Consider the following 14136-nt stretch of genomic DNA (forward strand, 5'->3'; position numbering starts at 1 on the left):
ACGGCTTATCCTGAACATCTTGCGGGGGCTGTGAGGTTGAGTTGGCGCTCAACGGTTTAACCCGTGCCTTCAGCCCCCGCAAGCCCTCCAGACGCCCCCTCGAAAATATTCCGGACAGTAGTGCGCGTTCGCGGGAATGACGAGGTGGAAGGATGGTGCCGGACCTCCAAGCCGCTCAGGACAGCCCCCTCTCCCGCTTGCGGGAGAGGGCTGGGGAGAGGGCGCTCTTAAGCCCAGCACCCAAGCCACTAGGAAACTCCATTCGCGAGCAAGCTCGCTCCTACAAAACAAAAAAGCGTCAGAAACAAAAAGGCGGAGCAGGTCACCCTGCTCCGCCTTTTTCATGCCCTCGCCATTCAGGCCAGGGAAGCGACTATCGAGGCCAACGCCGCAGCCGGATCGGCGGCCTGGCTGATCGGGCGGCCGATCACCAGGTAGTCGGAGCCGGCGTCCAGGGCCTGGCGCGGGGTGAGGATGCGGCGCTGGTCGTCCTGGGCGCTGCCGGCCGGGCGGATGCCAGGGGTGACCAGTTGCAGGGCCGGGTGCGCGGCTTTCAAGGCCGGGGCTTCCTGGGCCGAGCAGACCAGGCCGTCCATGCCCGCCTTCTCGGCCAGGGCCGCCAGGCGCAGCACCTGCTCCTGGGGCTCGACGTCCAGGCCGATGCCGGCCAGGTCCTCGCGCTCCATGCTGGTCAGCACGGTCACGCCGATCAGCAGCGGTTTCGGGCCATTGAAGGCGTCGAGGGTCTCGCGGCAGGCCGCCATCATGCGCAGGCCGCCGGAGCAGTGCACGTTGACCATCCACACGCCCATCTCGGCGGCGGCGCGCACGGCCATCGCGGTGGTGTTGGGGATGTCGTGGAATTTCAGGTCGAGGAACACCTCGAAGCCACGGCCGTTCAGCGTCTCGACGATACCCGCGGCGCAACTGGTGAAGAGTTCCTTGCCCACCTTCACCCGGCACAGTTTCGGGTCGAGCTGGTCGGCCAGCGCCAGGGCGGCCTCGCGGGTGGGGAAATCCAGGGCGACGATGATCGGGGTCTGGCAGACGGACATGGGCTCTCTCGCGGGGGGATTCTGAAAAACGCCGCGCATTGTCGCAGAAAGCGCCGCTGCCGGCAGCTTCCGGCGACGCGTTGCCCGTCCTATACGCTCAGGCGCTCGCGCAGGCGGCCGAGCATGCCCAGCAGGCTGCCGACCTTCTCCCGCTCGCGCTCCTCGCGCGGCGCCTCGGCCAGGCGCGCCACCTGCGGCTGCGGTTGCGCGCGCCACAGCTGGGCCTGTTCGGCGGCGGCCTTCAGGCCCTTCTCGAAGAGGCCGCGGCGGATCGGCTTGGGCAGGTAGCGGAAGATCTGCGCCTGGTTGATCAGCGCCAGCAGGTCCTGGGTGTCGCGGAACGGCGTCACCACCAGGCTGAGCAGGCGCGGGTGGGCCTGGGCCAGGGACTTGAGCAGCGGCGCGGTGTCCTCGCCGGCGAGCTTGAGGTCGCTGACCAGGATGTCGATGGGCTCGGCGTTCAGCCGCAACAGCGCCTCGGCCAGGTTGCGCGCGCGGTGCAACTGGTGGTTGCCGGCGGCGCAGAAGTCGCCGACGCAGGCCAGGGTGTCGGCGTCGTCGTCCAGCAGCAGCACGTTGAGTGGCGCGGCCAGCCGGCTGATGGCCTGCAGGTCGGGCGCGGCGGCCTGGCGCCCGGCGATCTCCGCCGCCTGGCGCAGGGTGAAGGCCATTTCCTGCGGGTCCCAGGGCTTGGTCAGGTAGCGGAAGATGCCGCCGTTGTTCAGCGCTTCCACCGCCGCGTCCAGGTCGGAATAGCCGGTGAGCAGGATGCGCAGGCAGTCCGGGGCGATCTCGCGGGCCCGGGCCAGCAGCTCGGCGCCGCTCATCTGCGGCATGCGCTGGTCGCTGACGAGAATCTGCACCGGCTCGCTGCGCAGGCGCTCCAGGGCGCGCCGCGGGTCGCTCTCGGTGAGCACCTCGTAGTGCCGGCGGAACTGCATCGCCAGGCTGCGCAGGATGCGCTCCTCGTCGTCGACGAAGAGGATGCGGGTCAGGCCGGTGGGCCGGGCCTGGCCGGACTGCGGCAGGGCCTTGAGCGGCTGGGTCATGTCAGGCACTCCGTTTCAGGTCGCTGGCCTGCGCGCGCGGCAGGCGGATGAGGAATCGCGTGCCGCGCCCCGGCTCGGAGGCGACGCGGATGCTGCCGCCGTGGTCCTGGACGATCTTGTAGCTGATCGACAGGCCCAGGCCGGTGCCCTGGCCCGGCGGCTTGGTGGTGAAGAAGGGGTCGAAGATGCGCGCCAGCACCTCGGCGGGCATGCCCTTGCCGTTGTCCTGCACCGAGACGTACACCGCCGCCTCGTCGGCCCAGGTCCTGACGTGGATGTGGCCGTAGCCGTCCATGGCCTGGGCGGCGTTGGTGAACAGGTTGAGCAGCACCTGGTTGATCTGCGAGGGCGCGCAGGCGATGGGCGGCAGCTCGCCGAGCTGGCGGATGATCTCGGCCTTGTCCTTGATGCTGTTGCGGGCGATCAGCAGCGCGCTCTTCACGCACTCGTTGAGGTCCACCTCCTCGCTCATGGCGCGGTCCAGGCGGGCGAAGTCCTTGAGCCCGCCGACCAGCTCGCCGATCTGCGCCAGGCCGTAGGTGGTGTCGCCGAACAGCTGGTCGAGGTCGCCCAGCAGTTGCTCCAGGGGCGCCTCCGCACGGGCCTGCCCGGCGGCTTGCAGGGCCTGGGCCAGGCGCGCCTCGTCGCAGGCCGCGTCGTTCAGGCAGTCCGCCAGCTCGGCCTGGCTCTCGGCCAGCTGCAGCAGCGGCAGGAACTGTTCGCGGATCAGCTCCAGGTTGTTGCGCACGTAGCCCAGCGGGGTGTTCAGCTCGTGGGCGACGCCGGCGACCATCTGCCCCAGGGAGGCCATCTTCTCCGACTGCACCAGCTGCGCCTGGGATTCCCGCAGGTCGACCAGGGCCTTGCGCAGCACGCGGTTGCGCTGGGCGATGCGCGCCTCCATGGCCTTGAGCAGGTCGAGCACGGTGCCCAGGCCCAGGTAGGCGCCTTCGCCGTCGACCAGGATGAAGTCCTCGGTGATCGGGTACTTCAGTTGCGCGGTGACCTGCTGCGCCGCCTGTTCCAGGCTCCACTCGATGTCCACCCGCAAGGGGCTGGCGTTCATCATCTCGCTGACCGGGCGGCGGCCCCAGAGGTCGCGGCCGAAGCGCTGCATGAAGATGTCCTGCAGGGTGTAGCGGCTGATCAGCCCCAGCGGGCGGCCCTGCCCGTCCACCACCGGCAGCGAGAGGAAGGCGCGGTGCTCGGCGGTGAGCAGGCGGTCGGCGACGTCGCTGAGGCTCATCTGCGCCTGCAGCGGTTCCACGGCGCGCAGGAGTGCGTGCAGGGCGCTGGTGGTCATCGGCGGACTCCGCTGGCTGAAATGTCCGCCAGTCAATCAGGTCCAGATTGCCATCATGTGACAGCGGTCGCGCGCCACGCATCCTTCACGGGAAGGTCATACGCCGGCAACAAGCCTGCGTCCGACCACCGCCACGCACTGACAAGCCGGGCGCGCGGGTTTATGGTGAAAGCTCGCATCCCAAGGAGAACGCCATGCCCTGGTACGCCTGGTTGATCATCGCCCTCGCCCTGGGCTCCATCCTCGGCGGCCTGTTGTTGCTGCGCGACAGCGCCCGCAAGCTGCCGCTGACCGAGGAGCAGCTCAAGCGCATCCATCAGCGCAACGCCGAAATGGACGCCCAGGACGCCCGCGACGACAAGCGCTGAGCGCCGCCGGCCGCCCCGGCGCCCGAGGTCATTTCCCTCATTCACCGCCGCAGGCATGGATCAGGCTGGGCGAATTGCCTAGACTGCGGCCGGTGGATGGAGGACACGATGCTCAGGAAGCTACTCCCGCTGCTGCCAGGGTTGCTCCTGCTCGGCGGTTTCGCCCTCGGATTCGTCCAACCCCTGGGGCTCTTGATAGGCGCACTCTTCGTCGCCTGGACACTCTACGGCGAACAACGCCTGCCCTGGCTGCTCTGGTGGCCGGTGTGCCTGCTGGCGAGCTTCGCCCTGGCCGCGCACCTGCTGCCCGGCACCCAGTCGTGGACGCTCTGGCCGCCGCGGCAGCTCTCCGCCGACGCCCCGGCCTACGCGCTGCGCCTGTCCTGGGACAAGGCGCTGGCCGGCGTCACCCTGCTCGCCTGGTGGCTGCGCCGGCCGCCGCTGGCGGGGGCCTCGCCGGACTATGCCGGCATCACCGTGGTCGCCACCCTGTTCGCCGTGCCGCTGCTGGCCACCGCCCTGGGCCTGGTGGTGTGGCGACCGAAATGGCCCGACGGCCTGTGGATCTGGCTATTGGTGAATTTCGCGGTGATCGCCCTGACCGAGGAACTGATCTTCCGCGGCCTGTTGCAGACCTCGCTGGTGGAGCGCCTGGGCGCCCCCGCCGGGATCATCCTCAGCAGCCTGCTGTTCGGCCTGGCGCACCTGCCCTTCAGCGGCCAGTTCGCCGTGGTGGCCGGCATCGCCGGGCTCGGCTACGGCCTGGCGCTGCACTTCAGCGGGCGCATGCTGGTGCCCATCCTCCTGCACGGGGTGGTCAACAGCGTGCACCTGCTGCTGCTGAGCTACCCGCTGCACCTGGGCCTGGGCCTGGGCTGATCAGGCGGCCTTGTAGACCAGCAGCAGGGCCTGCTCGGCCAGGTCGTCGAGGGTCATGCTGCCGTCCTGGCGGAACCAGGTCATGGTCCAGGACAGCGCGCCGGTGAGGAAACGCCGCAGGATGAACGGGTCGCCCTCGCAGTAGCCGGCGGCGCGCGCCTCGCCGAGCACGTCCAGCCACATCTGCTCGTAGATGTCGCGCAGGCCGAGGATGTAGGCCTGGCCCTCCGGCGACAGCGAGCGCCACTCGTAGACCAGCACCGCCATGGCCTCGCCGGTGCCGCCCATGATCGATTGCAGCTCGCAGCGGATCAGCGCCAGCAGGCGCTCGCGCAGGTCCTCGGCGTCGGCCAGGGCGGCGCGCATCAGCGCGGTGTTGTAGAGGATGGTCTCCTCCATCACCGAGCGCAGGATTTCGTCCTTGCTCTTGAAGTGGTGGAAGATGCTGCCGGACTGGATGCCCACGGCGCCGGCCAGGTCGCGCACCGTGGTGCGTTCGTAGCCCTTGGCGCGGAACAGGTGGGCAGCGGTCTGCAGCAGCTTGCCGCGGGCGCTCTCCGGGTCGGTGACCTGCCCGTTCGCCACCAGCTCCAGCATCACTTCGCGCGCTTTCTGGTCATCCACGCTCTGCTCTCCCCTCGTCCGCCATCCGGCCACCACTGTTCAGGGCGATTCCATGATCGCCACGCAAGTACTTGTGCATACAGGTGAAATGTATGCCTGCAGCGGCAACCAAGCAAGCGCTTGGCCATCACTTGGTTGGGTTGTCTGGCGCTTATGCCCTCTTTTCAACCAAGCGCTTGCTTGGTAATGTCGAAACACCTCTCGACCGTCACGGGCAGAACAATGACCAAGACCGTACGCATCGGCTGCGCCTCGGCTTTCTGGGGCGACACCTGCAGCGCCGCCGCCCAGCTGGTGAAGGGCGCCGAGCTGGACTACCTGGTGTTCGACTACCTGGCCGAAATCACCCTGTCGATCATGGCCGGCGCGCGCCTGAAGAACCCCGAGGCGGGCTACGCCACCGACTTCGTCGAAGTGCTGGCGCCGCTGCTGGGCGAGATTGCCGGCAAGCGCATCCGCGTCGTCAGCAATGCCGGCGGGGTCAACCCGCAGGCCTGCGCCAAGGCCCTGGCAGCCGCCTGCGAGAAGGCCGGGGTGCAGCTGAAGATCGCCGTGCTGGAGGGCGACAACCTGCTGCCCCAGACTGGCGAACTGGCCAAGGCCGGGACCGTGGAAATGTTCAGCGGCGCCCCGCTGCCGCCGATGTGCGTATCGATGAACGCCTACCTGGGCGCGCCCGGCATAGTCGAGGCACTGGCGCTGGGCGCGGACATCGTCATCACCGGCCGCGTGGTGGACAGCGCGGTGGTCAGCGCCGCCCTGGTGCACGAGTTCGGCTGGGCCTGGAACGACTACGACAAACTGGCCCAGGCCGCGCTGGCCGGGCACATCATCGAATGCGGCGCGCAGTGCACCGGCGGCAACTTCACCGACTGGGAAAGCGTGCCGGACTACGAGCACATCGGCTTCCCCATCGTCGAAGTACAGGCCAGCGGCGACTTCGTGGTCACCAAGCCGCAGGGCACCGGCGGCCTGGTCACCCCGCTGAGCGTCGGCGAGCAGATGCTCTACGAGATCGGCGACCCGCGCGCCTATCTGCTGCCCGACGTGGTCTGCGACTTCACCGGCGTGCAGCTGCGCCAGGCCGGCCCCGACCGCGTCGCCCTCAGCGGCGCCCGCGGCCTGCCGCCCACCGGCCAGTACAAGGTCAGCGCCACCTACCCCGACGGCTTCCGCTGCACCGCCAGTTGCCTGATCGCCGGCATCGACGCGGTACGGAAGGCCGAGCGTGTGAGCCGGGCGATCATCGCCAGGACCGAGGAAATGTTCGCCGAACGCGGCTGGGGGCCCTACCGCGAAACGAGCATCGAGCTGCTGGGCAGCGAAGCCACCTACGGCCCCCACGGCCGCCGCCAGGACAGCCGCGAGATCGTGGTCAAGCTCGCCGTGCGCCACGCCCGCAAGGAGGCGCTGGTGCTGTTCTCCCGCGAGATCGCCCAGGCCGCCACCGGCATGGCCCCGGGCCTGACCGGCATCGTCGGCGGGCGGCCCACGGTTTACCCGGTGATCCGCCTGTTCTCCTTCCTGGTGGACAAGGCGCGCTGCCAACTGGCGGTGCTCATCGGCGAGGACAGCCATGCCGTCGCCCTGCCGCAGCTGGAGCACTTCGACCCGGCGAACCTGGCCGAAGCCGCGCAAGCCCCTGCCGCCAACGGCCAGGCCACGGCCAGCGTGCCGCTGGTGAAGCTGGCGGTGGCGCGTTCCGGCGACAAGGGCGACCACAGCAACATCGGCGTGATGGCGCGCAAGCCCGAGTACCTGCCGTGGATCGCCGAGGCGCTGAGCGAAGGCGCGGTGGCCGAGTGGATGCAGCACGTGCTGGATCCGCAGCTGGGCCGCGTCAGCCGCTGGTGCCTGCCGGCCAGCCACAGCCTGAACTTCCTGCTGGAGCACGCCCTGGGCGGCGGCGGCGTGGCCAGCCTGCGCATCGACCCGCAGGGCAAGGCCTTCGCCCAGCAGTTGCTGGAATTCCCGGTGGCGGTGCCAAAACACATCGCCGATGAACTCAGCTCTTCTACGACAAGAACGAACGCTTGAGCAGGACGACAAGAACAATGGCATACGACTCGATCTTCAAGCCCGGCCTGTTCGCCGGCCAGACTGTAATCGTCACCGGCGGCGGCAGCGGCATCGGCCGCTGCACCGCCCATGAGCTGGCGGCCCTGGGCGCCCATGTGGTGCTGGTCGGGCGCAAGGCCGAGAAGCTGGAGAAGACCGCCGGCGAGATCGTCGAGGACGGCGGCAGCGCCAGCTGGCACAGCTGCGACATCCGCGACGAGGAGGCGGTGAAGGCGCTGGTGGCGCAGGTGCTCGCCGAGCGCGGGCCGATCCGGCACCTGGTCAACAACGCCGGCGGCCAGTACCCCGCGCCGCTGGCCTCGATCAACCTCAAGGGCTTCGAGGCGGTGGTGCGCACCAACCTGGTGGGCGGCTTCCTCATGGCCCGCGAAGTGTTCAACCAGAGCATGGGCAAGCACGGCGGCAGCATCGTCAACATGCTCGCCGACATGTGGGGCGGCATGCCCGGCATGGGCCACTCCGGCGCCGCCCGCGCGGGCATGGAGAACTTCACCAAGACCGCCGCCGTGGAATGGGGCCACGCCGGGGTGCGGGTCAACGCCGTGGCGCCGGGCTGGATCGCCTCCAGCGGCATGGACACCTACGAAGGCGCGTTCAAGGCGGTGATCCCCACCCTGCGCGAGCACGTGCCGCTCAAGCGCATCGGCACCGAGTCGGAAGTGGCCTCCGCCATCGTCTTCCTGCTCTCCCCCGGCGCCGCCTTTATCAGCGGCAACACCATCCGCATCGACGGCGCCGCCAGCCAGGGCAGCCGTGCCTTCCCGCTGAGCAAGGGCAAGCCCGGGCAGAGCCGTTCCTACAACGGCTTCCACCGCGCCTACCTGCCCGACGTGCTGAAGGACCAGGAGTAAGCCATGCCGGTGATCCAGTCGGAAATCGACACCCAGGGCGAGGACTTCGCCCGCAACCGCGAGGCCATGCTGGCCGCCGTGGCGAGCTTCCGCGAGGTCGAGCAGAAGGTGCTGGACAAGGCCGCCGAGGCCAAGCCGAAGTTCGACAAGCGCGGCCAGCTGCTGCCGCGCGAGCGCCTGAACCTGTTGCTCGACCCCGGCGCGCCCTTCCTCGAGCTCTGCTCCCTGGCCGGCTACAAGTTGCACGACGACAAGGACGGCACCCAGGCTGGCGGCGGCATCATCTCCGGCATCGGCTACGTGGCCGGGGTGCGCTGCCTGGTCAGCGCCAGCAACAGCGCGATCAAGGGCGGCACCATCTCGCCCACCGGGCTGAAGAAGACCCTGCGCCTGCAGCAGGTGGCCCTGGAGAACAAGCTGCCGCTGGTGGCCCTCACCGAGAGCGGCGGCGCCAACCTCAACTACGCGGCGGAAATCTTCGTCGAGGGCGCCCGCGGCTTCGCCAACCAGGCGCGGCTGTCGGCTGCCGGCATTCCGCAGGTCACCGTGGTGCACGGCTCCAGCACCGCCGGCGGCGCCTACCAGCCGGGGCTGTCGGACTACGTGGTGGTGGTGCGCGGCAAGGCCAAGATGTTCCTCGCCGGCCCGCCGCTGCTCAAGGCCGCCACCGGCGAGGTGGCCACCGACGAGGAACTGGGCGGCGCCGAGCTGCACGCCCAGGTCGCCGGCACCGCCGAGTACCTGGCCGAGAACGACGCCGACGGCGTGCGCCTGGCCCGCGAGATTCTCGCCGCCCTGCCGTGGAACGCCCAGCTGCCGGCGCGCCCGGCAAGGCAGTGGGACGAGCCGCTGTACCCGGCCGAGGAACTGCTCGGGGTGGTCCCGGCGGACGCCCGCAAGCCCTACGACGTGCGCGAGATCATCGCGCGCATCGCCGACGGTTCGCGCTTTCTCGCCTTCAAGAACGAGTTCGACGCCCAGACCGTCTGCGGCCATCTGCACATCGAGGGCCACGCCTGCGGCCTGATCGGCAACAACGGCCCGATCACCCCGCAGGGTGCGGCCAAGGCGGCGCAGTTCATCCAGCTGTGCGAGCAGAGCAACACGCCGATCCTGTTCCTGCACAACACCACCGGCTTCATGGTCGGCACCGAGTCCGAACGCCTGGGCGTGATCAAGCACGGCTCGAAGATGATCCAGGCGGTGGCCAACGCCACGGTGCCCAAGCTCACCCTCGTCGTCGGCGGCTCCTACGGCGCCGGCAACTACGCCATGTGCGGCCGCGGCCTGGACCCGCGCTTCATCTTCGCCTGGCCGAACAGCCGCACCGCGGTGATGGGCGGCGCCCAGGCCGGCAAGGTGCTGCGCATCGTCACCGAGGAAAAGCACGCCAAGGAGGGCAAGGAGGCCGACGCGAAGATGCTCGACATGCTCGAACAGGTGACCGCGCAGAAGCTCGACGCCCAGTCCACCGCGCTCTACGGCACCGCCAGCCTGTGGGACGACGGGCTGATCGACCCGCGCGACAGCCGCCGGCTGCTGGGCTATCTGCTGGACATCTGCGCGGAGGCGGCGGTACGGCCGCTGAAGGGCAACAGTTTCGGGGTAGCGAGGTTCTGACCTGATACAGGCTCCCTCTCCCTGAAGGGAGAGGGAGCCAAAGCAACCCGGCATGCAACGGACCACCCGGCCACTCCGGACAGCCCCCTCTCCCTTCAGGGAGAGGGTTGGGGAGAGGGCCAGAGGTGGGGAACCAGACAAGGCTCAAGGAGTACAACAAAAATGCTCTTCACCCAGGAACACGAAGAACTCCGCCGCACCGTCCGCAACTTCGTCGACAAGGAGATCAACCCCTACGTCGACCAATGGGAAAAGGACGGCCGCTTCCCCATCCACGAAGTGTTCAGGAAGGCCGGCGCCCTCGGCCTGCTGGGCATCTCCAAGCCGGAGAAATTCGGCGGCATGGGCCTGGACTACAGCTACTCGGTGGTCGCCGCCGAGGAGTTCGGCACCATCCACTGCGGCGGCGTGCCCATGTCCATCGGCGTGCAGACCGACATGTGCACCCCGGCCCTCGCCCGCTTCGGCTCCGACGAGCTGCGCGAGGAATTCCTGCGCCCGGCCATCGCCGGCGAGATGGTCGGCTGCATCGGCGTCTCCGAGGTCGGCGCCGGCTCCGACGTGGCCGGGCTGAAGACCACCGCGCGCAAGGATGGCGACGACTACGTGATCAACGGCAGCAAGATGTGGATCACCAACTCGCCGTCGGCCGACTTCATCTGCCTGCTGGCCAACACCTCCGACGACAAGCCCCACGTCAACAAGTCGCTGATCATGGTGCCGATGAAGAGCAAGGGCATCAGCGTCAGCCCGCACCTGGACAAGCTCGGCATGCGCAGCTCGGAGACCGCCCAGGTGTTCTTCGACGACGTGCGCGTGCCGCAGCGCAACCGCATCGGCGCCGAGGGCGCGGGCTTCATGATGCAGATGCTGCAGTTCCAGGAGGAGCGCCTGTTCGGCGCGGCCAGCGGGATCAAGGGCATGGAGTACTGCGTCAACGCCACCATCGACTACTGCAAGGAGCGCAAGACCTTCGGCCAGGCGCTGATCGACAACCAGGTCATCCACTTCCGCATGGCCGAGCTGATGACCGAGATCGAGTGCCTGCGCGCCCTCACCTACCAGGCCACCGAGCAGTACATCCGCGGCAAGGACGTGACCCGCCTGGCCTCCATGGCCAAGCTCAAGGTCGGCCGCCTGGCCCGCGAGGTCACCGACGCCTGCCTGCAGTACTGGGGCGGCCAGGGCTTCATGTGGGAGAACCCGATCTCCCGCGCCTACCGCGACACCCGCCTGGTGTCCATCGGCGGCGGCGCCGACGAGATCATGCTCGGCATCATCTGCAAGCTGATGGGCACCCTGCCGGGCAAGAAGAAGGGGTGAGAGCGGCGGCAGGCTACAGGCGGCAGGCGATGCGTCGCCCTGGCCTGAAGCCTGAAGCCTGAAGCCTGAAGCCTGAAGCCTGAAGCGATCGTATGAGGATTTGCGGCATGAGCGAATTGCCGAACTGCGAAACCCTGCTGCTGGAACGCGAAGGCGGCGTGCTGCACGTCACCCTCGACCGCCCGGACAGCCGCAACGCCATGAGCCTGGCCATGGTCGGCGAGCTGCGCGCGGTGCTGGCCGCGGTGCGCGATGAACGCGAAGTGCGCGCCATCGTCCTGCGCGGCGCCGGCGGGCACTTCTGCGCCGGCGGCGACATCAAGGACATGGCCGGCGCCCGCGCCGCCGGCCCGGACGCCTACGCCGCGCTTAACCGCGCCTTCGGCGCCCTGCTGGAAGAGGCCCAGGCGCAGCCGCAGGTGCTGGTCGCGGTGCTGGAAGGCGCGGTGCTCGGCGGCGGCTTCGGCCTGGCCTGCGTGTCGGACATCGCCATCGCCGCCGACGGCGCCCAGTTCGGCCTGCCGGAAACCAGCCTGGGCATCCTGCCGGCGCAGATCGCCCCCTTCGTGGTCAAGCGCATCGGCCTGACCCAGGCCCGCCGCCTGGCGCTCACTGCCGCCCGCTTCGACGGCCGCGAGGCGCTGCGCCTGGGCCTGGTGCACTTCAGCGAGGCCGGTGCCAATGCGCTCGGCCAGCGCCTGGCGGAATGCCTGGAACAGGTGCGCCGCTGCGCCCCCGGCGCCAACGCGCAGACCAAGGCGCTGCTGCTGGCCAGCGAGACCGAGGCCCTGGGCCCGCTGCTGGACGAGGCCGCAAAACAGTTCGCCGCCGCCGTGACCGGCGCGGAAGGCGCCGAAGGCACCCTGGCCTTCGTGCAGAAACGCAAACCGCAGTGGGCGCAGTAGCCGCCGTCCGCAACCGACAGTCCCCTCTCCCTTCAGGGAGAGGGTTGGGGAGAGGGAAACCAGCATGCCCAGCTTCGACAAGATCCTCATCGCCAACCGCGGCGAGATCGCCTGCCGGGTGATCCGCACCGCCCAGGCCCTGGGCTACCGCACTGTGGCGGTGTACAGCGAGGCCGACGCCGAGGCGCGCCACGTGCAACTGGCCGACGAGGCCGTGTGTATCGGTCCGGCGCCGGTCGGCCAGTCCTACCTGAAGGCCGCGGCCATCCTCGACGCAGCTCAGCGCACAGACGCCGACGCCGTGCACCCCGGCTACGGCTTCCTCTCGGAGAACGCCGAGTTCGCCCGCGCCTGCGAGGCCGCCGGCATCGTCTTCATCGGCCCCGGCGTGGAAGCGATCCACCTGATGGGCAGCAAGCGCCTGTCCAAGCTGGCCATGCTCGAAGCCGGCGTGCCCTGCATCCCCGGCTACGAAGGCGCCGAGCAGGACGACGCCACCCTGGCCCGCGAGGCCGAGCGCATCGGCTACCCGCTGATGATCAAGGCCAGCGCCGGCGGCGGCGGCCGCGGCATGCGCCTGGTGCAGGCGGCGGACGAGCTGGCCGCGCAGCTGCGCACCGCGCGCTCCGAGGCGCTGAACGCCTTCGGTAGCGACGAGCTGATCCTGGAGAAGGCGGTGATCCGCCCGCGCCACGTGGAAATCCAGGTATTCGGCGACCAGCACGGCAACCTCGTCTACCTCGGCGAGCGCGACTGCTCGGTGCAGCGCCGCCACCAGAAGGTCATCGAAGAAGCGCCCTGCCCCGTGCTGAGCGCCGAACTGCGCCAGGCCATGGGCGAGGCGGCGGTGAAGGCGGCGGCGCGGGTGAACTACGTCGGCGCCGGCACCGTGGAGTTCCTGCTGGACGCCAGCGGCGCCTTCTACTTCCTGGAAATGAACACCCGCCTGCAGGTCGAGCACCCGGTCACCGAACTGGTCGCCGGCCAGGACCTGGTGGCCTGGCAGATCCGCGTGGCCGAGGGCCAGCCGCTGCCGCTGAAGCAGGAGGAAATCCCGCTGCGCGGCCACGCCATCGAGGTGCGCCTGTACGCCGAGGACGCCGGCAACGGCTTCCTGCCGCAGACCGGCGAAGTGCTGCGCTGGGAGCCGCAGCTGCTGGACGGCATCCGCATCGACCACGGCCTGGTGGAAGGCCAGGCGGTGACGCCCTTCTACGACCCCATGCTGGCCAAGGTGATCGCCTACGGCGCCACCCGCGACGAGGCCCGGCGCAAGCTGGTGCGCGCCGTGGAAGACTGCGTGCTGCTCGGCGTGAAGGCCAACCAGCGCTTCCTCGCCAACCTGCTCCGGCACCCCGAATTCGCCGCCGGCAACGCCACCACGGCGTTCATTGCCGAACACTTCGCCGACGACCCCAGCCTGCGCCCGCAAGCGCCGCAGCCCAGCGAACTGGCCCTGGCCGCCGCCCTGCTCTACCAGGCCTCGGCCAGCGCCCGCGCGCACCAGGGCGGCCTGGCCGGCTGGCGCAACGCCGGCAGCCTACCCTGGCGCTACCAGTTGCACGACGGCGAGCAGAAGCACGCGGTGGAACTGGACGTGCTGGAGCCCGGCGCGCAGCCCAAGCTGCTGGCCTACATCGGCGAATCGGTGGTGGCGCTGAGCCTGATCGCCATCGACGAGCGCTGGGTAGTCGCCGAGGTCAACGGCATCCGCCGACGCATCGCCCACCATACCCAGGGCGAACGCGTCTGGCTGTATGGCGCCGGCGGCAACCTGGAACTGCGCGACGTCAGCCACGAGCCCGCCGGCGCCCAGGGCGGTGTGGCGTCGGGTACGGTCAAGGCGCCGATGGACGGCGCCATCGTCGACGTGCTGGTCAGCGAAGGCGCGCGGGTCAGCAAGGGCCAGTTGCTGCTCGTGCTGGAGGCGATGAAGATGGAACATCCGCTCAAGGCCGGGGTCGACGGCATTATCCGCCGCATCCAGGTGAGCAAGGGCGAACAGGTCAAGAGCCGCCAGTTGCTGGTGGAGGTGGAGGCCGAAGACGCCTGAAACGCTTTTCGTAGGAGCGAGCTTGCT

12 protein-coding genes are annotated in these 14136 nt (G+C 69.4%); 8 read left to right on the forward strand and 4 right to left on the reverse strand.

Annotated elements, in window-relative coordinates:
- Positions 1 to 356: 356 nt before the first annotated feature.
- The 3 genes from pyrF to QSJ95_RS31625 form a co-directional block, all read right to left on the reverse strand.
- The gene (gene pyrF / locus QSJ95_RS31615) at positions 357 to 1055 is read right to left on the reverse strand and encodes an orotidine-5'-phosphate decarboxylase (RefSeq protein WP_285647659.1); all 699 of its coding nucleotides are present in this window, start codon (positions 1053 to 1055) and stop codon (positions 357 to 359) included.
- A gap of 89 nt (positions 1056 to 1144) precedes the next feature.
- On the reverse strand, positions 1145 to 2104 hold the full coding sequence (locus QSJ95_RS31620; RefSeq protein ID WP_058070989.1) for a response regulator: 960 nt from the start codon (positions 2102 to 2104) through the stop codon (positions 1145 to 1147).
- A gap of 1 nt (position 2105) precedes the next feature.
- Entirely contained in the window at positions 2106 to 3407 is a 1302-nt protein-coding gene (locus QSJ95_RS31625; protein ID WP_285647660.1) for a sensor histidine kinase, read from the reverse strand.
- A 194-nt stretch (positions 3408 to 3601) separates the two neighbouring features.
- Here QSJ95_RS31625 and QSJ95_RS31630 point away from each other — a divergent pair, with 194 nt between their 5' ends.
- Both QSJ95_RS31630 and QSJ95_RS31635 read left to right on the forward strand, forming a co-directional pair.
- The gene (locus QSJ95_RS31630) at positions 3602 to 3775 is read left to right on the forward strand and encodes a DUF2897 family protein (RefSeq protein WP_009621525.1); all 174 of its coding nucleotides are present in this window, start codon (positions 3602 to 3604) and stop codon (positions 3773 to 3775) included.
- Positions 3776 to 3883: 108 nt separating this feature from the next.
- Entirely contained in the window at positions 3884 to 4654 is a 771-nt protein-coding gene (locus QSJ95_RS31635; RefSeq protein WP_285647661.1) for a CPBP family intramembrane glutamic endopeptidase, read from the forward strand.
- Here QSJ95_RS31635 and QSJ95_RS31640 read toward each other — a convergent pair whose 3' ends face one another.
- Positions 4655 to 5278: a TetR/AcrR family transcriptional regulator gene (locus tag QSJ95_RS31640; RefSeq protein WP_009621522.1), complete on the reverse strand. Its 624-nt coding sequence runs from the start codon at positions 5276 to 5278 to the stop codon at positions 4655 to 4657.
- Between the two features lie 222 nt (positions 5279 to 5500).
- Here QSJ95_RS31640 and QSJ95_RS31645 point away from each other — a divergent pair, with 222 nt between their 5' ends.
- From QSJ95_RS31645 to atuF, 6 genes are all read left to right on the forward strand, one after another.
- Positions 5501 to 7315 (forward strand): acyclic terpene utilization AtuA family protein, encoded by a 1815-nt coding sequence (locus QSJ95_RS31645; RefSeq protein ID WP_285647663.1) that lies wholly within the window; start codon positions 5501 to 5503, stop codon positions 7313 to 7315.
- A 17-nt stretch (positions 7316 to 7332) separates the two neighbouring features.
- Positions 7333 to 8208 (forward strand): SDR family oxidoreductase, encoded by an 876-nt coding sequence (locus QSJ95_RS31650; protein WP_285647665.1) that lies wholly within the window; start codon positions 7333 to 7335, stop codon positions 8206 to 8208.
- A 3-nt stretch (positions 8209 to 8211) separates the two neighbouring features.
- Positions 8212 to 9828, forward strand: coding sequence for a geranyl-CoA carboxylase subunit beta (gene atuC, locus QSJ95_RS31655; RefSeq protein ID WP_285647667.1), 1617 nt, complete (start codon positions 8212 to 8214; stop codon positions 9826 to 9828).
- A 162-nt stretch (positions 9829 to 9990) separates the two neighbouring features.
- Positions 9991 to 11151, forward strand: coding sequence for a citronellyl-CoA dehydrogenase (gene atuD, locus QSJ95_RS31660; protein ID WP_043316120.1), 1161 nt, complete (start codon positions 9991 to 9993; stop codon positions 11149 to 11151).
- Positions 11152 to 11258: 107 nt separating this feature from the next.
- The gene (gene atuE, locus QSJ95_RS31665; protein ID WP_069861100.1) at positions 11259 to 12056 is read left to right on the forward strand and encodes an isohexenylglutaconyl-CoA hydratase; all 798 of its coding nucleotides are present in this window, start codon (positions 11259 to 11261) and stop codon (positions 12054 to 12056) included.
- A gap of 64 nt (positions 12057 to 12120) precedes the next feature.
- Positions 12121 to 14109, forward strand: a complete 1989-nt coding sequence (atuF, locus tag QSJ95_RS31670; protein WP_285647671.1) for a geranyl-CoA carboxylase subunit apha — start codon at positions 12121 to 12123, stop codon at positions 14107 to 14109.
- Positions 14110 to 14136: the final 27 nt, after the last annotated feature.

It is taken from the genome of Pseudomonas sp. NBRC 100443, assembly GCF_030268185.1.
Classification (GTDB): domain Bacteria; phylum Pseudomonadota; class Gammaproteobacteria; order Pseudomonadales; family Pseudomonadaceae; genus Pseudomonas; species Pseudomonas citronellolis.